Source organism: Amycolatopsis rifamycinica, assembly GCF_000695625.1.
GTDB classification, from domain to species: domain Bacteria; phylum Actinomycetota; class Actinomycetes; order Mycobacteriales; family Pseudonocardiaceae; genus Amycolatopsis; species Amycolatopsis rifamycinica.
The window spans coordinates 15637-33749 of record NZ_JMQI01000017.1 but is presented as its reverse complement, the minus strand read 5'-3'; the positions used below and the strand labels follow the sequence as shown (position 1 = coordinate 33749).

Genomic DNA, 18113 nt, shown 5'->3' with positions numbered 1-18113 from the left:
GATAATCCGTAACGCGCTGTTGGTCCGTTCGGCGCATTGACGCCCGGATCGGCTGATCCTTTACTCGGATGCGTCCGGACGCATACCTGGAGTTAGCCCGCCGGACACGTCTCCCCTTTCCCTTACCGGACCTCGATTCTGCCTTCATGGAAGGAAGACCTCGATGACCCATCGTGGGTTCAGCACGGGCTTGGCGGCCGCCGCCGGGCTTGCCATGACGCTCGCGTTACCGGTGACCCCGGCCGGCGCGGCGCCCCAAGCACAGCCCGCCGCCCCGGAAGCGGCCGCCGCCCGCGCCGCCGACCAGGCGGCCGCCAGTGGTCTCGACACCCTGCGCCGCGGCCCGGCCGAATCGTTCCAGCGCATCGGCCTGACCCCCGGTGGCGCCGGGCTCTTCTACGGCGCCTACCAGCGCACCTACCAGGGCCTGCGGGTCGTGGGCGGGGACGCGGTCGTCGTCGCCGACGGCGCCGGGCGCGTCCGCGGCACCAGCGCCGCGGAAACCGCGCCGATCACCGTCGGGACCCAAGCCCTGGTCGACGCGGCCAAGGCCGCCGCCACCGCGCGCGCTCAACTGCCCACTGTGGACAGTGTGAGCACGCCGGAGAAGGTGGTGCTGGCCGGGACGAGCCCGAAGCTGGCCTACGAAGTCGTCGTCGCCGGGCGCACCGCCACGGCCCCGAGCAACCTGCACGTGTTCGTCGACGCGGCCACCGGCGCGGTGCTCGACAAGCGCGACGACGTCCGCACCTTCGACTCGGGGGTGAAGCGGCAGGCCCAGCCCGCCACGGTGAACGTGGCCGGCACCGGCAACAGCTACTACGTCGGCAACGTCTCCATCGACACCACGCAGTCCGGCAGCACGTACACCCTGCGCGACCCGGCCCGCACCGGGCTGAGCTGCGGCCGTGAGGGCGGTTCCGTCTACAGCGGGCCGGACAACAACTGGGGCAACGGCTCCGGCACCGACCTGGAAACCGCCTGCGTCGACACGCTGTTCGGCTCCCAGACCGAGTGGAAGATGCTCGGCGACTGGCTGGGCCGCAACGGCATCAACGGCAACGGCGGCGGATACCCGGCGTCGGTCGGCCTGTCCGACGTCAACGCCTACTGGAACGGTTCGTCGACGCACTTCGGCCACTCGCAGGACAACCAGCGCCAGGCCACCTCGATCGACGTCGTCGCCCACGAGTACGGGCACGCCATCTTCCAGACCACCCCGGGTGGGGCGGGCTCCGGCAACGAGAACGGCGGCCTCAACGAGTCCACCGGCGACATCTTCGGCGCGCTGACCGAGGCGTACGCCAACAACGCCAAGGACACCCCGGACTACGAGGTCGGCGAGGGGGTCAACCTGGTCGGCCAGGGCCCGATCCGCTACATGTACCAGCCGTCGAAGGTGGGCGACCCGAACTGCTACTCGTCGTCGATCCCGAGCACCGAGGTGCACGCGGCGGCCGGCCCGCAGAACCACTGGTTCTACCTGCTGGCCGAGGGCTCGAACCCGGGTGGCGGCAAGCCCGCCAGCCCGACCTGCAACAACTCTTCGGTCACCGGCGTCGGCATCCAGAAGGCCGGCAAGATCTTCTACAACGGCCTGCTGAAGAAGACCTCGTCGTGGAACCACAAGGCCGCCCGCAAGGCGACCCTCGAAGCCGCGATCGCGCTCTTCCCGGGCAGCTGCACCGAGTACAACGCGACCAAGGCCGCGTGGGACGCCATCTCCGTCACCGCCGCCAGCGGTGAGCCCGCCTCGTGCAGCGGCGGCGGGCCGGACTTCTCGGTCGCGCTGAACCCGGCGTCGGGTTCGGTGCAGCCGGGCGGCACGGCCACCGCCACCGTGACCACCGCGATCACCTCGGGCGCGGCGCAGTCGATCACGCTGTCCGCTTCCGGCCTGCCCGCCGGCGCGACCGCGACGTTCAGCCCGGCGACGATCTCCTCCGGTGGTTCCTCGACCCTGACCATCGCGACCACGACGTCGACCCCGACCGGCAGCTTCCCGATCACCATCACCGCCGACGGGGCCAGCACCGACCACACCGCGACGTACGCCCTGACCGTCGGGACGACCTCGTCGTGCGCCCCGGTGACCAACTCGACCCGCCTGGACATCCCGGACTACCCGGCAAGCGCGGTCGCCAGCACCAGCACCGTGTCCGGCTGCGCGCGCAACGCGTCCGGCACCACCAAGGTCGAAGTCCACATCACCCACACCTACCGCGGTGACCTCGTCCTCGACCTGATCGCGCCGGACGGCACGAGCTACCGCATGAAGAACTCCGGCAGCGACTCCGCCGACAACATCGACACCACCTACACCGTCAACGCCTCCTCGGAAGCCGCGAACGGCACGTGGAAACTGCAGATCAAGGACGTCGGCCCGGCCGACACCGGTTACCTGTCCTCCTGGACGCTGACCGTCTAGCGGCTTCACGGTCACTTTCACGTGAAAGTGACCACCTGGGGGCGGCACTTTCACGTGAAAGTGCCGCCCCCGCGGCTCTCTCCCCCACCCCCACCGAAGGAATTCACCGCCATGAAGTGGAAGACCAGAATCGGAGCCGGGGTCACCGCCCTGGCCGCCGTCTTGGGCGTCGTGTCCGTGCCCGCGGCCACCGCCGCGCCCGCCACCGCGCTCGCCGCGCCGGACATCTCCCTGGCCAACGTCAAGGCCCACCTCAACCAGCTGCAGACCATCGCGAACAACAACGGCGGCACGCGCTCGGCGCGCGGCGGCGGCTACGCGGCCTCGGTGTCCTATGTGGAAAACCTGCTGAAGAACGCCGGCTACACGACGACCCGGCAGACCTGCACCAGCTGTCTCGGCCAGTCGCAGAACCTGATCGCCGAGTGGCCGCAGGGCGACGCGAGCCAGGTCATCATGCTCGGCGCGCACCTCGACAGCGTGAGCGCGGGCCCCGGCATCAACGACAACGGCTCCGGCAGCGCGTCGATCCTCGAGGTCGCGCTGACGCTGGCCCGGACCAACCCGGCGATGGCCAAGCGCGTCCGGTTCGGCTGGTGGGCCGACGAAGAGTCCGGCCTGGTCGGGTCGAAGTACTACGTCAACAACCTGCCGAGCACCGAGCGCACGAAGATCAAGACCTACCTCAACTTCGACATGATCGGCTCGAAGAACTGGGGCTACTTCGTCTACGACGACGTCGCTTCGGTCAAGGCGGTCTTCGACGAGTACTTCACCTCCATCGGCATCCCGACCGAGGGCGACAGCGAGGGCGACGGCCGGTCCGACCACGCGTCGTTCAAGAGCGCGGGCATCCCGGTCGGCGGCCTGGCCACCGGCGCCGGCGACATCAAGAGCTCCGCGCAGGCCCAGAAGTGGGGCGGCACCGCGGGTTCGCCGTTCGACAACTGCTACCACCGCGCCTGCGACACGATCTCCAACATCCCGGACGCGCCGCTGGAGAAGAACAGCGACGCCATCGCCTACGCGCTCTGGAAGCTGGCCGTCGGGACACCGCAGGGCAACGACTTCTCCGTGACGCTGAACCCGGCGGCCGGGAATGTCCAACCGGGACAGTCGCTGCAGGTCGCGGTGAACACCGCGACGACGTCCGGCTCGGCGCAGCCGATCTCGCTGTCCGCTTCCGGCCTGCCCGCCGGCGCGACCGCGACGTTCAGCCCGGCCACCATCACCTCGGGCGGCAGCTCGACGCTGACCATCGCGACCACGACGTCGACCCCGACCGGCACCTTCCCGATCACGGTGACCGCGGACGGCGCGAACGCCGACCACACGGCCACGTTCTCCCTCGGCGTCGGCAGCTCGTCGTGCGCGCCGGTGACCAACTCGACCCGCCTGGACATCCCGGACTATCCGGCGAGCGCGGTCAGCAGCACCGGCACCGTCAGCGGCTGCGCCCGCAACGCGTCCGGCACCACCAAGGTCGAGGTGCACATCACCCACACCTACCGCGGTGACCTGGTCCTCGACCTCGTCGCCCCCGACGGAACCGCCTACCGGCTCAAGAACTCCAGCAGCGACTCCGCGGACAACATCGACACCACCTACACCGTCAACGCCTCCTCGGAAGCCGCGAACGGCACGTGGAAACTGCAGATCAAGGACGTCGGCCCGGCCGACACCGGTTACCTGTCCTCCTGGACGCTGACCGTCTGATCCACGGCTCGGGGGCGTCCCTCGCGGGACGTCACCGAGTTGTCTAGACCACCCGTTCGTCGGTAGTCACCGGTTCCCCGCGGCGCTTATGTTGGGCGGACACGCCGCGTTCACCCCTCAACGACGATGGGAGCCGGTATGTCCGGTCGTTTGCTCGGAACCCTGCTGGCCACGGTGCTGGCCGTCCCGCTGTTCGTCCCGGCCCCCGCGCAGGCGGCGGTGCAGGCCGACACGTGCGCGGTGAAATCGCGGCCCGCGGGCAAGGTTCTCCAGGGCTACTGGGAAAACTGGGACGGCGCCGCGAACGGCGTCCACCCCGGGCTGGGCTGGATCCCGATCACCGACAGCCGGCTGGCCCAGCACGGCTACAACGTGATCAACGCCGCCTTCCCGGTGATCCGCTCCGACGGGACGGTGCTGTGGGAGGACGGGATGGACGCCGGGGTCCGGGTGTCCACGCCCGCCGAGATGTGCGCCGCCAAGGCCGCGGGCGCGACGATCCTGCTGTCCATCGGCGGCGCGGCCGCCGGGATCGACCTTTCGTCGGCCGCGGTGGCGGACCGGTTCGTCGCCACGGTCGTGCCGATCCTGAAGCGGTACAACTTCGACGGGATCGACATCGACATCGAGACCGGGCTGACGAACAGCGGGAACATCAAGACGCTGTCGGCGTCGCAGAGCAACCTGATCCGCATCATCGACGGCGTGCTCGCGCAGATGCCGTCGAACTTCGGGCTCACGATGGCCCCCGAGACCGCGTACGTGACCGGCGGCAGCGTCGCCTACGGCTCGATCTGGGGCGCGTACCTGCCGATCATCAAGAAGTACGCGGACAACGGCCGGCTGTGGTGGCTGAACATGCAGTACTACAACGGCTCGATGTACGGCTGCGCCGGCGACTCGTACCAGGCCGGGACCGTGCAGGGCTTCACCGTGCAGACGCAGTGCCTGAACAACGGCCTGGTCGTGCAGGGCACCACGATCCGCGTCCCCTACGACAAGCAGGTCCCCGGCCTGCCCGCCCAGCCCGGCGCGGGCGGCGGGTACCTGTCGCCGAGCCTGGTGTCCCAGGCGTGGCGGTCGGTTCCGGGCCTCAAGGGCCTGATGGACTGGTCGGTCAACTGGGACGGCTCGAAGGGCTGGACGTTCGGCGACAACGTCAAGGCGCTGCAGGGCCGGTAGGTCAGGAGCCGCCCGCCGGGATCGGTCGTGGTAGCCGCCCCGGCGGGCCCAGTCGTTGCAGAGCAGGCAGGCGTCACCCGTGCCCAGCAAGGTCGCCGCCATCGCCGGGTGGCGCTCGAACTTCTCCCGCAGCAGCGCGGCCATCACGCCCAGCCGGGCCGTCGGCCGGCCCGGCCGCCGGGTAGTCGATCTGCAGAACCTCCAGACCCGCCGGATCCGGCCAGCCGCCCGGGTGGACGGTGCCGCCCACGACCAGCGGGACGGTCGTCTCCGGTCCGTCCGCCACCCGCCGCGCCCGGTCTCTGTCGCCACCGGCCGCGCTCCGGCGGAAGTAGTCGAGCGCCTGCTCCCGGAGCTGCAGGGTCACCGTGAGCGTCCGGCCCCGGCTCCGGGCCGGGATCGTCTCCCCCACCTCGGCGAGCAGGATCCGCACCGGGACGTCGTTCTGGTCCATGTCGCCGAGCAGGTGGATCCGGCGGTGCTCGGGCACCGCGTGGTACGACTCGCGGACGCTCTCCAGGTTGGCCCCGGTCGGATCCGCGGCATACGCCAGCTCGTCCACCTCGTCGGCGAGCTCACCGATCACCAGCTCCGGGGTCAGCCACGATTCCAGTGCCGGCACGGTTCCCTTCGCCGTGCCGGTGATGACCAGTGGTGCGCCCTCGTGCCGAGCGCGTAACAGTCACCGTTGGGAACGAAGACGAGGCGTTGCCGTCCCTCGACGACGTCGCCGCCGACCACGCGCGACGTCGGGGTGCTGTCCGGCATACCGGCGAGCCTAGCGGCGGATCAGGAGTCGCCTGCCGGGATCGGGTCGGCGTACTCGCCCGGCGGGCCGGCGTAGGCGCGGCTGCCGTCGGGGAACGGCCACGGGTTCGGGACGCAGCCGTGCAACCCGAGCGTCTGCTGCTCCATCACCGGCGCCGGCTTGCCGGGGCCCGGGCACAGCTCGTGGCCCTGGCCGAGCCGGTGCCCGGTCTCGTGGGTGACCATGTACTGGCGGTAGACCTCGAGCGGGGCGCCGTAGCCCGGGACGGCGTTGGCCCAGCGGGCGACGTTGAGCACGACGTTGCTGCCGTTGCGGCAGGAGGTGTAGCTGTCCGGCGTGCCGCCGCACAGCTTGTCGCGGCTGGCCGGGGTCGCGAGGTAGATGGTGAAGTCGGCGCTGTCGGCCGGGCCGACCTGCTGCAGCCGCCACTGCCCGCCGACGGTCCAGCCGCGCGGGTCGCCGAGGATGGCGCGGATGTCCTTGGCGAACCCGGTGGGGCCGACGCCGTCGATGTCGGTCTCGATGGCGATCCGGTAGCGCATCAGCCGGCCGCGGCTGCCGGCGATTTCGTCGCTGCCCGGGGTGAACATCCACTGGCCGGATCCGGTCCGCGGGAAGGAGATGGCGGGCGCGCTCTGCGGCACCGGCGGCCGCTCGGGCTCCCGCTCGGCGGGCGGCGGCGGGATCGAGGTGGCGTCCCCGATGGCGGTGAGGACCGGTCCGGCCGCCGGCGCGGCGACGGGCTGTCTTTCCCCGCCACACCCGCTCACCGCCAGGGCGAGCACGGCCACGGCCGCGGCTCGTCTCGCGGTTTTCGGCATGGGTCCTCCCGGGGTGCGCGGTTTCAGAAGGACATACGGGCCGCGGCCGGGAAAAGTTGCGGTGACCTGCGGTGGCGGAGCGTCACCGCAGCTCAGGACCGCCGCGTGTGACGACGGCCACAGGCGCTCAGCCCAGGAACTTGCGGAGCACCTCGGTGACCTGGCGGATCTCCGCCGTCCGGACGTTCTCCTGCTTCGTGTGCGCCAACGTCGGGTCGCCCGGGCCGAAGTTCACCGCCGGCATGCCGCGGGCCGCGAAGCGGGCGACGTCCGTCCAGCCGAGCTTGGCCGCCGCGCGGCCGCCGGCCGCCGCCACCAGCTCCGCCGCCGCCGGGGCCGACAGGCCCGGCAGCGCGCCCGGGGAAAGGTCCACAACGGACAGTTCGAAACCGTCGAACACCTCGCGCAGGTGGCGCTCGGCCGCCGCCGCGTCGCGGTCCGGGGCGAAGCGGTGGTTGACCGTCAGCACCGCCGCGTCCGGGACGACGTTGCCCGCCACCCCGCCGCTGATCGACGTCGCCTGGAGGCCCTCGCGGTAGGTGAGGCCGTCGATGTCGACGACCCGCGGCGTGTACTCCTCCAGCCGGCGCAGCGGCTCGGCGAGCGCGTGGATCGCGTTCTCGCCCATCCACGCCCGCGCGGTGTGCGCCCGCTTCCCCGAAAGCCGCAGTTCGACGCGCATGGTGCCCTGGCAGCCGGCCTCGATCACCGCGTTCGACGGCTCCCCGACGATCGCCAGGTCGCCGTCCAGCCACTCCGGCAGCTCGCGCTCGATCCGGCCGAGGCCGTTCTTGACCGCTTCGACCTCTTCGTTGTCGTAGAACACGAAGGTGACGTCGTGCTTGGGCTCCGCCAGCGTCGCCGCCAGGTGCAGGAAGACCGCGTCGCCGCCCTTCATGTCGACCGTGCCGAGGCCGTGCAGGATCTCGTCGTCACCGGTGCCTTCGCGCCGCGAAGGGAAGTTGCCGTTTTCCGGCACGGTGTCCAGGTGCCCGGCGAGCACGACCCGCGACTCGCGGCCGAGGTTCGTCCGCGCGAGGACGGCGTCACCGTTGCGGACGACCTCCAGGTGCGGGGCCTGCGCGAGCAGCGCGTCCTGCACCGCGGTCGCGATCTCCGCTTCGGCGCCGGACACGCTGAAGACGTCCACCAGCGCGGCGGTCAGGTCCACGGGGTCGGCGTGCAGGTCGAGGCTCATGCCCCGCACGCTACCGTGGGGGTGTGCGTAGGTTCGGAGTCGCCGTGGGCGGCGCGTTGCTGGTCCTGGTCCTGTCGGGCTGCGGGAACGAGGCCGGCCCCACGCCTCCGCGCCAGGGCGGCGAGCCCGGCCCGGACGCGCTCCCGACCAAACTGGCCGCGCTGACCGTCGACCAGTGCTACGCGAGCCCGCGCACCCAGCTGCCGAAGGGCTGTGAGAAGTACGTCACGGAGGTCGGCAACGTGCCGGGCGCGGCCCGCAAGCGTGCGAACGACCGCGACCCGCAGCTGGTCGCCGAGGCCGGGAAGCTGGAGCAGGCCGTCGGGGCGTTCCGGAGCGCGGGCTGCACGACCGTCCCGGCCGCGGGCGGCCCGTGTTCGCAGGCGCTCGTCGACATCGCCGGCGCCCTTTCGGGCCTTAAGAAGCAGGTAGACGCCCGGCCCACGAGTGGTTGATTCGGTTCACTCGACTACCGTGTCGGGCGTGAGCGAGCAGAGCCCGAACCCCGAAACGACCGGCGCCAGCGGCGTCGGGCTGGCCACCGTCGCGACCGACGGGACGGTCCTCGACACCTGGTACCCGCACCCGAAGCTGACCGAGGGCGGCACGCCCGGGACCGAGCGCCTGAGCGCGGGCGAAGCCGAGGAGCTGCTCGGCGAGGCCGCCGCGGCGCTGCTCGGCCCGGACACCGACCGCGGGGTCGAGGTCGTCGCCGTCCGCACCACGATCGGCAGGCTGGCCGACGCGCCCGCGGACACGCACGACATGTACCTGCGGCTGCACCTGCTCTCGCACCGGCTGGTCCGCCCGCACGGCCAGAACCTCGACGGCATGTTCGGCCTGCTGGCCAACGTCGTGTGGACCAACCACGGCCCGTGCCCGGTCGAGGGCTTCGAGACGACCCGGCTGCGGCTGCGCTCGCGCGGCGCGGTGACCGTCTACAGCGTCGACAAGTTCCCGCGGATGGTCGACTACGTCATGCCGTCCGGCGTCCGGATCGGCGACGCCGACCGCGTCCGGCTCGGCGCGCACCTGGCGTCCGGCACGACCGTGATGCACGAGGGCTTCGTCAACTTCAACGCCGGCACGCTCGGCGCGTCGATGGTCGAGGGCCGGATCTCGGCCGGCGTGGTCGTCGGCGACGGCTCGGACGTCGGCGGCGGCGCGTCGATCATGGGCACGCTTTCCGGGGGTGGCAAGGAAACGATCTCCCTGGGCGAGCGCTGCCTGATCGGCGCGAACGGCGGCGTCGGGATCTCGCTGGGCGACGACACGGTCGTCGAGGCCGGCCTGTACGTGACGGCCGGCACGAAGGTCGTCGTCGAGGGCAAGGTCGTCAAGGCCCGCGAGCTCAACGGCATTTCCGGCGCGGTGTTCCGCCGCAACTCGGCGACGGGCGCGGTCGAGGTCGTGCCGCGGACCGGCGCCGGCGTCGAGCTGAACGCGGCGCTGCACGCCAACGACTGAGCGCGATCGTTCACCTACTATTCACGGTGTGACCACCGAATCGTTGCGTCGCAGCCCGGCTGAGCTGGGCCTGCCGGACGCGCCCGTGCGAGCGCGTCCGGCCGACCCGGCGGCCCACCACGTGCGGGCCAAGCTCGACCGCGAGATCCGCGCGCTGCTGGCGCACGAACCGGGCACGCGCTCGGGGGCGGATCCGGAGGACCTGCACCAGATGCGCGTCGCCCTGCGGCGGATGCGCAGCGTGCTCAAGCTGTCCGGCGAGCTGGTCGGCGACGGCGCCGAGCCGGTGCGCGCGGAGCTGGGCCGGCTCGGCCAGTCCCTCGGCGAGGTCCGCGACCACGACGTGCTGATCGAGCACCTGCGCGAGGTGATCGCCGGCTTCGAGGTCCGCGACCAGGCGCCGGGCCACCGCCTGGTGGCGAAGTTCGTCACCGAACGCGCCGCGGCCAAGCGGCGCCTGACGCGGGCGCTGTCGAGTGCCCGGTACTCGACGTTGCTGCGTGAGGTGAGCCTGCTGACCCGCGCGGAGTCCGGCCCGCCCGCCGACCGGCGGCACGACCTGATCGCGGGGCTGGCGAAGCCGCACCGGAAGCTGGCGAAGGCGGTCCGCGCGTTGCCCGCGGACCCGCCGGACGAAGACCTGCACGCCCTGCGCATCCGCGGCAAGAAGCTGCGTTACGCGGCCGAGCTGGCCCAGACGTCGGCGAAGAAGAAGCAGGCGGCGAAGCTCAAGAAGCTGCTGAAGGCCACGAAGGACTTCCAGACGGTGCTGGGCGACCACCAGGACGCGGTGATCGCGGCCGAGCGGATGCGCGCGGTCCTGGCGTCGGCCGACGGCCCGATGGGGTTCGTCGCCGGCCGCATCGCCGAGCGCGAGCTGGCCCGCCGGGCGGAGGCCCGCGCGGCTTGGCGGGATTCGTGGGCCGCGGTGGACGCCGCCGCCCAGGCCCTCCACGCCTGACCCGGCTCCCCTCAGGAGATCGACCAGACGTAGCCGTCCGGCCGGATGAGCACCCGCCGGCCATCGGTGGCCTCGTAAGCCGCGTAGGCGTGGCCGCCCTCGTCGACCAGGTCCGTTCCCGTCGCCACGCTCCCCGCCGGCCGGATCCGGTAGCCGGCCGTCTCGCCGTCGCCGAAGAGCAGCTCCGTCGCGTGCGGCCCGCGGAACAGCTCGAACAGGCGCACCCGCTTCCCGTTCGCGTCGGCCAGCGGTGCGTCCGGCGCCCGGTCGCCCGGCCGCAGCTGTCCCGTCCCCGCCGGCGACAGCGGGCCACCGCGGTACGTGATGTCCAGCTGCTGGGTGTCCTCCCCGCGGCGGTGGGCGTCCTCGTCGCCGTCGACGTACTTCTGCAGCAGGCCCGCCGAGACCCCCAGCACCCGGGCCGCGACCGTGCGCCGCTCGATCTCGTAGCTGTCCAGCAGCTCCGGTGATCCGTCCGCGAGCTTCCAGCCCAGGTTGTAGCCGTCCTGGACGCCGGTGTTCAGCCCCTGGCCGCCCGTCGGCGGGTGGACGTGCGCCGCGTCGCCGGCCAGGAACACGCGGCCGTCGCGGAAGCGGGCCGCCAGCCGGATGTTCGGCCGCCACACCGTCGACCAGGCCAGGTCCGACAACACCACCGTCCCGCCCGAAAGCACGTCGAGCCGGGCCTGGACCGCGGGCAACGCCGTCTCGACGTCGGTCTCGCCGTCGCCGAGCGCCGCGCCGAACTGGAAGTGCGGTGTCCCCGGCAGCGGGCTGAACATCATGCCGCTCATCGGCTCGTCCGGCGTCGCGAACCAGTGGCCGTGGTTCCGGTCGAGGCCCTCGGCCCGGACGTCGCCGAGCAGCATCCGGATCGACTCGTCGGTCGTGCCCTCGAACGCGATCCCCAGCGTCTTGCGCACGAAGCTCTTGCCGCCGTCCGCGCCGACCAGGTACGCCGCGCGGACGGTCTCCCCCGTGCTCAGCGTGGCCGTGACGCCGTCGGCGTCCTGCTCGAAGCCGGTCAGCGCGGTGTTCAGCTCGACGCGCACGCCGAACTCGGCCAGCCGGTCGCGCAGGATGCCCTCGGTCTGCGACTGGCCGAGGAACCAGCCGGTCGGGTACGGCTTCGACGGCGTCGGCTCGACGGGGTCGAACATCATCCGCTCGCCGACCACCTCGCCGCCGAGGTGGATCTTGATCGGCACCGGGGCCATGCCCGCCGCCAGCACCGCGTCGAGCACGCCCAGGTCCTCGAACACCTCCAGCGTGCGCGGCTGCATCCCGTCGCCGCGCGACCCGACGAAGTATTCCGAGGCCTTGTCGATGATCCGCACGGCGACGTCCCGCCGCGCCAGTTCGATGGCCAGCGTCAGCCCGGTCGGCCCCGCTCCCGCGATCAGCACCCGAGTGTCCATGTCACCCTCCCAGTGAATTTCGGTTCAGTGAATCTAGATTCAGAATGGCGCTGCTAGCGTCCCGTGTCAAGGGAGGTGCCGATGACGGCGACGAGCCGCAAGGAAAAGGCCGCGGAGACGGAGGCCGCGCTCAAGGCCGCGGCCAAGCGCGTCTTCGCCCGGAAGGGCTACCTGAACACGAAGATCACCGACATCACCGCCGAGGCGGGGCGGGCCGCGGGGTCGTTCTACAACCACTTCGCGGGCAAGGAAGAGCTCCTGGAGGCTCTTCTCCAGGACATGGCGGCCTCAGGCGACGAGAGCGCGGACAGCGAAGACCACTTGGCGGACTTCAGCGATCCTGCCGCCGTGCGCTGGCACGTCCGGCAGTACTGGACGTTCTACCGGGAGAACGCCGCGACGATGCTCGCCCTGCGCCAGGCCGCGATGGTCAGCGAGACCTTCGCCCGCACGGTGGCGAAGTTCGGCGCGTCCCAGGCGGCCGACCTCGACGACCACCTCGCGCACGTCACCCGCGCCGGACTGCGGCTGCCGGGGAACCCCGACCGCTGCGGCGGGCTCATCTACAACCTCGTCGACTCGTTCGCGGCCACGTGGCTGCACGAACCCCCGCCGGGGTGGACGCCGCCGACCGACGAAGAGGCCATCGAGATGCTCACGCGGTTCGTCTACCGAGGACTCACCGGCCGCGACTACTGAGTGAGCCGCTCCACCGCGGCGTCGACGCGCTCGTCGGTCGCGGTCAGCGCGACGCGGACGTGCTTGCCGCCCTTCGGGCCGTAGAACGTCCCGGGCGCGACCAGGATCCCGCGGCCGGCCAGCCACCGGACCGTCGCCGAGGCGTCTTCGTCGCGGGTGGCCCAGAGGTAGAGCCCCGCTTCGGAGTGGTCGATGCGAAAACCGTTGTCCAGCAACGCCTTCCGCAGGGCGAGCCGGCGGCGGGCGTAGCGCTCGCGTTGCGCGCGCAGGGCCTCGTCGTCGGCCAGCGCGGCGACCATCGCCTCCTGGACCGGGCGCGGCACGATCATGCCCGCGTGCTTGCGGACTTCCAGCAGCCGCTTGATCAGGCGGGGGTCACCGGTCAGGAACCCGGCGCGGTAGCTGGCCAGGTTCGCCGACTTCGACAGCGAGTGCACGGCGATGAGGCCGTCGGTCCGGCCGTCGCAGACGTCCGGGTGCAGGATCGAGAGCGGGTCGGCCTCCCAGCCGAGCGCCAGGTAGCACTCGTCGGAGACCACGACGACGTCGCGCTCGCGCGCCCACTCGACGACCTTGCGCAGGTGCTCGACCGGCAGCACCTTGCCGGTCGGGTTGGACGGCGAGTTCAGCCAGATCATCGCCGGCTTCTGCGGGCCGAGCGCGGTCAAGCCGTCGGACCGCAGGATCGACGCGCCCGCCAGCAGCACGCCGACCTCGTACGTCGGGTATGCCAGCTCCGGGATGACGACGACGTCGCCGGGACCGAACCCGAGCAGCCGCGGCAGCCAGGCCACCGCCTCCTTGGAGCCGATCGTCGGCAGCACGGCGTCCGGCTCGATGCCGTCGACGCCGTGACGCCGCGAAAGCGCCCCGCGCGCGGCTTCACGCAGGGCGGGGATGCCGTGGGTGGTCGGGTACCCGGGGATCGCGGAGACCGACGCGAGCGCCTCGCGGATGCCGTCCGGGACCGGGTCGACCGGCGTGCCGATGGAGAGGTCGACGACCCCACCGGGATGCGCCTGCGCCGTGGCCTTGACCTCGGCGAGCGAATCCCAGGGGAAGTCGGGCAGCTGGACCTGGTTCATTCGCCCTGCGGCGGCAGCGCCTTGATGAAGGCCGGGTCGTGCGCGGTCTTGCCGACCTTGGACGCGCCGCCGGGCGAGCCCAGCTCGTCGAAGAAGTCGACGTTCGCCTTGGTGTAGTCCGACCAGTTGTCCGGGACGTCGTCCTCGTAGTAGATCGCCTCGACCGGGCAGACCGGCTCGCAGGCGCCGCAGTCGACGCACTCGTCCGGGTGGATGTACAGCATCCGCTCGCCCTCGTAGATGCAGTCCACGGGGCACTCGTCGATACACGCCTTGTCGAGCACGTCGACGCAGGGCTCGGCGATCACGTAGGTCACTGCGCACTCCTGCTTATCTCTGCAAAGACAGTCTCTGCGAACAGCCAGTCGGGCCCGACACTACGCGGCGTCGGCACCCGTTCGGTCGGTGAGGCAAGCCTTAGCCATACCCCGGGTATGGCGCTCACCTCGCCCGGCGGCGCGGGGGCGGGGTGGCCCGGGCGTCACCAGTGATGACGAAGCGCGGCTTGGGGGCTTCGTCCTCGGTCTTCTTCTCCCCGACGGCTCGGTTGAACCCTTCGGCGATCTCGTCGACGAGCTCCTCGTTGTGCCGCTCGTCCTTGCGCTGGATACCCACGGTCACCTCCTGCGGAAATCCGCTCCCACGGCCTTCACCACCTCCGTCACAATCTAGCGGTGAACGCCGCCGAGACGCTCGAAATCACCTGCAGCAAAGCATGGCCGCCCCTGATCGAGGATCCCTTGGGTGAGTGGCGTCTGCGCTGGGCGGACGGCTTCACCGGGCGCGCCAACAGCGCGCTCGCCGTCGGCGACGCCGGCCGCCCGGTCGCCGAAGCCCTCCGTGCGGTGTGTGATTTCGCCCACGAACGGGCGATCACCCCGATGGTGCAGGTGGTCCGCGACAGCCCGAACGAGCACGCGATCGCCGCCGCCGGCTGGGTCCCGGCCACCGGCCACGGCGCCGGCCACGAAGTCGTCGTCCTCACCACCTCCGGCCTGCACGGGGAAACCCCGCCGCCCAGGGAGACCCCGAGTGGGCACTTTCACGTGAAAGTGCCGCCCCCAGGTGGGCACTTTCACGTGAAAGTGCCCGATGAGCCGGTGCCCGGGTGGTGGGGGCTCGCGCTGCGCCCGGGCGAGGACTCCCCGGCCGCGCGGCAGGTGCTGGCCGGCGGGAAGATCGGCTACGGCGTCGCGACGGTCGGCGGCGACGTCGCCGGGGTCGTCCGCGGGGCGCTGGTCGAGGGCTGGCTGCACGTCGGGCGGCTCGAGGTGGCCCCGGCGTTCCGCCGCCGCGGGCTGGCGTCGGCGCTGATGGGCGCGGTGCGGACGTGGGGCGTGGAACACGGCGCGGACCGCGCGGTGTTGCAGGTGGCGGAGGGGAATTCGGGCGCGCTCGCGCTCTACGCGGGGCTCGGCTACGCCCCGCACCACAGATACCGGTACTGGGTGCCCGCACCCGGCTCGTGCGAGGATTCGACGTCGTGAAGATCGTGGTAGTGGTCGGCGGAGTGGGCGGGGCCCGCTTCCTGCTGGGTGTCAAGGCGGCCCTGGGCATGGCCCCGGAGGGCGCGTCCGAGTCCGGGCACGAGGTGACGGCGCTGGTGAACACCGGCGACGACGTCTGGATGCACGGGCTGCGGATCTGTCCCGACCTGGACACCTGCATGTACACCCTGGGCGGCGGGATCGACAAAGAACGCGGCTGGGGGCACTCGGGCGAGACCTGGGTCGTCAAGGAGGAGCTGGCCGCCTACGGCGCCGAGCCGACCTGGTTCGGCCTCGGCGACAAGGACATCGCCACCCACCTCATCCGGTCGCGGATGCTGCGCGCGGGCTACCCGCTCTCGGCGGTGACCGAGGCCCTGTGCGACCGCTGGCAGCCCGGCGTCCGGCTGCTGCCGATGTCCGACGACCGCGTCGAGACGCACGTCGTGATCGACGACCCGGAGCAGGACGGCCAGCAGAAGGCCGTCCACTTCCAGGAGTGGTGGGTGCGCTACCGCGCCGAGCCGAAGGCGCACTCGATCGTCGCGGTCGGCAGCGACGAGGCCAAGCCCGCGCCGGGCGTCCTCGAAGCCGTCAAGGACGCCGACGCCGTGCTGTTCGCGCCGTCGAACCCGGTCGTCTCGGTCGGGACCGTGCTGGGGGTGCCGGGCGTCCGGGACGCGCTGCGCAAGACGTCCGCGGGTGTCGTCGGGGTGTCGCCGATCATCGGCGGCAAGGCGCTGCGCGGCATGGCCGACGCGTGCCTGACCGCGATCGGCGTCGAGACGTCGGCCGAGGCGGTGGGCCGGCACTACGGCTCGCGCAAGAACGGCGGCGTGCTCGACGGCTGGCTGATCGCCGAGGGCGAGACCGCCGACGTGCCGGGCGTGACCGTCCGCGACGTCCCGCTGCTGATGTCCGATGTGGACGCGACCGCGGCGATGGCCCGCGCCGCCCTCGAACTGGCTGGAGCCCCCGTTGACTGACCACGCTTCCCCCAAGCTGGAGATCCTGCCCGTCACCGGGCTGCCGGAGTTCCGCCCGGGCGACGACCTGACCGGCGCGATCGCCGCCGCCGCGCCCTGGCTGCGCTCCGGTGACGTGCTCGTCGTGACCAGCAAGATCGTGTCCAAGGCCGAGGGCAGGCTCATCCGCGTGCCCCGCGACCCCGAAGCACGGGACGCCGAGCGCCGGAAGCTGGTCGAGCAGGAGTCGGTGCGGGTGGTCGCGCGGATCGCGCGCACGGTGATCACCCAGAACCACCTGGGGATCGTGCAGGCCGCGTCCGGCATCGACGCGTCCAACGTGGCCGGTAACGAGGTCGCGCTGCTGCCCGCCGACCCGGACGCTTCGGCGCTGGCGCTGCGCAACGGGCTGCGGGAGCGGCTCGGCGTCGAGGTCGCGGTCGTCGTCACCGACACCATGGGCCGGGCCTGGCGGGTCGGGCAGACCGACGCCGCCATCGGCTCGTCCGGGCTGCGCGTGCTGCACGCCTACCGCGGGCAGATCGACGGGCAGGGCAACGAGCTGGCCGTCACCGAGGTCGCCGTGGCCGACGAGCTCGCCGCGGCCGCCGACCTGGTCAAGGGCAAGCTCGGCGGGACGCCGGTCGCGGTCGTGCGCGGGCTGTCGATCGAGGACGACGGCTCGACCGCGCGCGACCTGATCCGCCCGCTGGAGGAGGACCTCTTCCGGCTGGGGGCCAACGAAGCCGTCGCGCAGGGCCGGCGCGAGGCCGTCCCCGCCCGGCGGTCGGTGCGGCAGTTCGCGGACGAGCCGGTCTCGCCCACCTCGATCCGGCGGGCGGTGGGCTCCGCGCTGACCGCACCCGCGCCGCACCACACGCACCCGGTCCGGTTCGTCTGGCTGCGCGATTCGGGCGTCCGGAAGAAGCTGCTTGACGCGATGCGCGAGTCGTGGCAGGCCGACCTGACCGGGGACGGCTTCACCCCGGAGCAGATCGCGAAGCGGCTCAGCCGGGGCGACATCCTGTACCGCGCCCCCGAAGTCGTCATCCCGTTCCTGGTGCCGGACGGCGCGCACACCTACCGCGACGACCGCCGCAACGACTGCGAGAAGACGATGTTCACCGTGGCCGGCGGCGCCGCGGTCCAGGGCCTGCTGGTCGCGCTGGCGGCCGAGGGCCTCGGCTCGTGCTGGATCGGGTCGACGATCTTCGCCGCGGACGTCGTCCGGGACGTCCTCGGCCTCGACGAGCGCTGGCAGCCGCTGGGCTCGGTCGCCATCGGCGTACCGGCTACCGAGCCGGCGCCGCGCGGACCGGCACTGGCCGGGGAAGGACTGCTGGAGCTGTGAGCCCGCACGCGGACGCCGTCGCGACGCTTTCGTCGTGGCAGCCGGCTGTCGCGTCCCAGGAGTCGCTGCGGCAGGCGTTCCTCGGCTTCCTGGCCGCGCGCGAGGACAGTTGCGATCGGTCCTGCGCGGCCGGGCACCTGACGGCGTCGGCGGTGGTGCTGGACCACACCGGCACGCGGGTGCTGCTGACCCTGCACCCGCGGGTCGGGCGGTGGCTGCAGCTCGGGGGCCACTGCGAGCCGTCGGACGCGTCGCTGGCCGGAGCGGCGCTGCGGGAGGCGACCGAGGAGTCGGGCATCCCGGGGCTGCGGCTGGCCCCGGAGCCGGTGCACCTCGACGTCCACCCGATCACCTGCTCGCTGGGCGTGCCGACCCGGCACTTCGACGTCCGGTTCGCGGTGCACGCCCCGCCCGGGGCGTCGCCGGTGCGCAGCGACGAGTCCGACGACCTGCGGTGGTGGCCGGCGGACGCGCTGCCCGCCGGTTCGGAGGATCTCGCCGATCTGGTGAAAGCCGCCGTTTCTGTCGGTGCCGGGCGATAGCCTGGTCCGCGGACAGGGAGGGAC

At 72.1% G+C, this 18113-nt stretch carries 18 protein-coding genes; 11 read left to right on the top strand and 7 right to left on the bottom strand.

Features of this window, described 5'->3' with window-relative positions; all coding sequences use genetic code 11:
• Nucleotides 1-163 precede the first annotated feature (163 nt).
• The 3 genes from DV20_RS08910 to DV20_RS08900 all read left to right on the top strand — a co-directional run bounded on the left by DV20_RS08910 (nucleotide 164) and on the right by DV20_RS08900 (nucleotide 5326).
• A complete protein-coding gene (locus DV20_RS08910) occupies nucleotides 164-2428 on the top strand; it encodes a M4 family metallopeptidase (protein WP_043778282.1) in 2265 nt (754 codons plus the stop codon).
• Nucleotides 2429-2539: 111 nt separating this feature from the next.
• A complete protein-coding gene (locus DV20_RS08905; protein WP_043778279.1) occupies nucleotides 2540-4144 on the top strand; it encodes a M28 family metallopeptidase in 1605 nt (534 codons plus the stop codon).
• Between the two features lie 138 nt (nucleotides 4145-4282).
• Nucleotides 4283-5326: a chitinase gene (locus tag DV20_RS08900; RefSeq protein ID WP_043778277.1), complete on the top strand. Its 1044-nt coding sequence runs from the start codon at nucleotides 4283-4285 to the stop codon at nucleotides 5324-5326.
• A gap of 73 nt (nucleotides 5327-5399) precedes the next feature.
• On the opposite strand, the gene DV20_RS08890 is transcribed toward DV20_RS08900, so the two are convergent.
• The 3 genes from DV20_RS08890 to dapE form a co-directional block, all read right to left on the bottom strand.
• Nucleotides 5400-5948: a DUF7639 domain-containing protein gene (locus tag DV20_RS08890; protein ID WP_043778273.1), complete on the bottom strand. Its 549-nt coding sequence runs from the start codon at nucleotides 5946-5948 to the stop codon at nucleotides 5400-5402.
• A gap of 167 nt (nucleotides 5949-6115) precedes the next feature.
• Nucleotides 6116-6916 (bottom strand): DUF3152 domain-containing protein, encoded by an 801-nt coding sequence (locus tag DV20_RS08885; RefSeq protein WP_200876380.1) that lies wholly within the window; start codon nucleotides 6914-6916, stop codon nucleotides 6116-6118.
• 127 nt (nucleotides 6917-7043) lie between these two features.
• Nucleotides 7044-8114 (bottom strand): succinyl-diaminopimelate desuccinylase, encoded by a 1071-nt coding sequence (dapE, locus tag DV20_RS08880; protein ID WP_043778267.1) that lies wholly within the window; start codon nucleotides 8112-8114, stop codon nucleotides 7044-7046.
• Nucleotides 8115-8158: 44 nt separating this feature from the next.
• On the opposite strand from dapE, the gene DV20_RS08875 reads away from it, so the two are divergent.
• Genes DV20_RS08875 through DV20_RS08865 form a run of 3 tightly spaced genes read left to right on the top strand, consistent with a single transcriptional unit; the run spans nucleotide 8159 to nucleotide 10542 of the window.
• Entirely contained in the window at nucleotides 8159-8569 is a 411-nt protein-coding gene (locus DV20_RS08875; RefSeq protein ID WP_043778264.1) for a hypothetical protein, read from the top strand.
• A 28-nt stretch (nucleotides 8570-8597) separates the two neighbouring features.
• On the top strand, nucleotides 8598-9581 hold the full coding sequence (gene dapD / locus DV20_RS08870; protein WP_043778318.1) for a 2,3,4,5-tetrahydropyridine-2,6-dicarboxylate N-succinyltransferase: 984 nt from the start codon (nucleotides 8598-8600) through the stop codon (nucleotides 9579-9581).
• A gap of 28 nt (nucleotides 9582-9609) precedes the next feature.
• Complete coding sequence (locus tag DV20_RS08865; protein WP_043778262.1) at nucleotides 9610-10542, top strand: CHAD domain-containing protein; 933 nt, start codon at nucleotides 9610-9612, stop codon at nucleotides 10540-10542.
• An 11-nt stretch (nucleotides 10543-10553) separates the two neighbouring features.
• Here the strand turns inward: DV20_RS08865 and DV20_RS08860 are convergent, their stop codons facing one another.
• Nucleotides 10554-11960 (bottom strand): FAD-dependent monooxygenase, encoded by a 1407-nt coding sequence (locus tag DV20_RS08860; RefSeq protein ID WP_043778260.1) that lies wholly within the window; start codon nucleotides 11958-11960, stop codon nucleotides 10554-10556.
• 81 nt (nucleotides 11961-12041) lie between these two features.
• Here DV20_RS08860 and DV20_RS08855 point away from each other — a divergent pair, with 81 nt between their 5' ends.
• The gene (locus DV20_RS08855) at nucleotides 12042-12659 is read left to right on the top strand and encodes a TetR/AcrR family transcriptional regulator (protein WP_043778259.1); all 618 of its coding nucleotides are present in this window, start codon (nucleotides 12042-12044) and stop codon (nucleotides 12657-12659) included.
• Here DV20_RS08855 and dapC read toward each other — a convergent pair.
• The 3 genes from dapC to DV20_RS08840 form a co-directional block, all read right to left on the bottom strand.
• Nucleotides 12653-13744, bottom strand: a complete 1092-nt coding sequence (gene dapC, locus DV20_RS08850; protein ID WP_043778256.1) for a succinyldiaminopimelate transaminase — start codon at nucleotides 13742-13744, stop codon at nucleotides 12653-12655. The two genes, DV20_RS08855 and dapC, sit on opposite strands and share 7 nt — an antisense overlap.
• Nucleotides 13741-14061, bottom strand: coding sequence for a ferredoxin (gene fdxA / locus DV20_RS08845; RefSeq protein ID WP_003083029.1), 321 nt, complete (start codon nucleotides 14059-14061; stop codon nucleotides 13741-13743). Before fdxA ends, dapC begins: the two co-directional genes overlap by 4 nt.
• Nucleotides 14062-14185: 124 nt before the next feature.
• Nucleotides 14186-14359 carry a hypothetical protein gene (locus tag DV20_RS08840; RefSeq protein WP_043778317.1) on the bottom strand — a complete coding sequence of 58 codons (174 nt, stop codon included), beginning with the start codon at nucleotides 14357-14359 and terminating at the stop codon, nucleotides 14186-14188.
• Between the two features lie 59 nt (nucleotides 14360-14418).
• Between DV20_RS08840 and DV20_RS08835 the strand changes: the two genes are divergently transcribed.
• The 4 genes from DV20_RS08835 to DV20_RS08820 are packed head-to-tail and all read left to right on the top strand — an operon-like array spanning nucleotide 14419 to nucleotide 18089.
• On the top strand, nucleotides 14419-15231 hold the full coding sequence (locus tag DV20_RS08835) for a GNAT family N-acetyltransferase (RefSeq protein WP_043778248.1): 813 nt from the start codon (nucleotides 14419-14421) through the stop codon (nucleotides 15229-15231).
• Nucleotides 15228-16217: a 2-phospho-L-lactate transferase gene (gene cofD / locus DV20_RS08830; protein ID WP_043778245.1), complete on the top strand. Its 990-nt coding sequence runs from the start codon at nucleotides 15228-15230 to the stop codon at nucleotides 16215-16217. The genes DV20_RS08835 and cofD overlap by 4 nt, the downstream gene beginning before the upstream one ends.
• Nucleotides 16153-17547 (top strand): coenzyme F420-0:L-glutamate ligase, encoded by a 1395-nt coding sequence (locus DV20_RS08825; protein WP_084093385.1) that lies wholly within the window; start codon nucleotides 16153-16155, stop codon nucleotides 17545-17547. Before cofD ends, DV20_RS08825 begins: the two co-directional genes overlap by 65 nt.
• Nucleotides 17544-18089, top strand: coding sequence for an NUDIX hydrolase (locus DV20_RS08820; protein WP_043778241.1), 546 nt, complete (start codon nucleotides 17544-17546; stop codon nucleotides 18087-18089). The genes DV20_RS08825 and DV20_RS08820 overlap by 4 nt, the downstream gene beginning before the upstream one ends.
• Nucleotides 18090-18113: the final 24 nt, after the last annotated feature.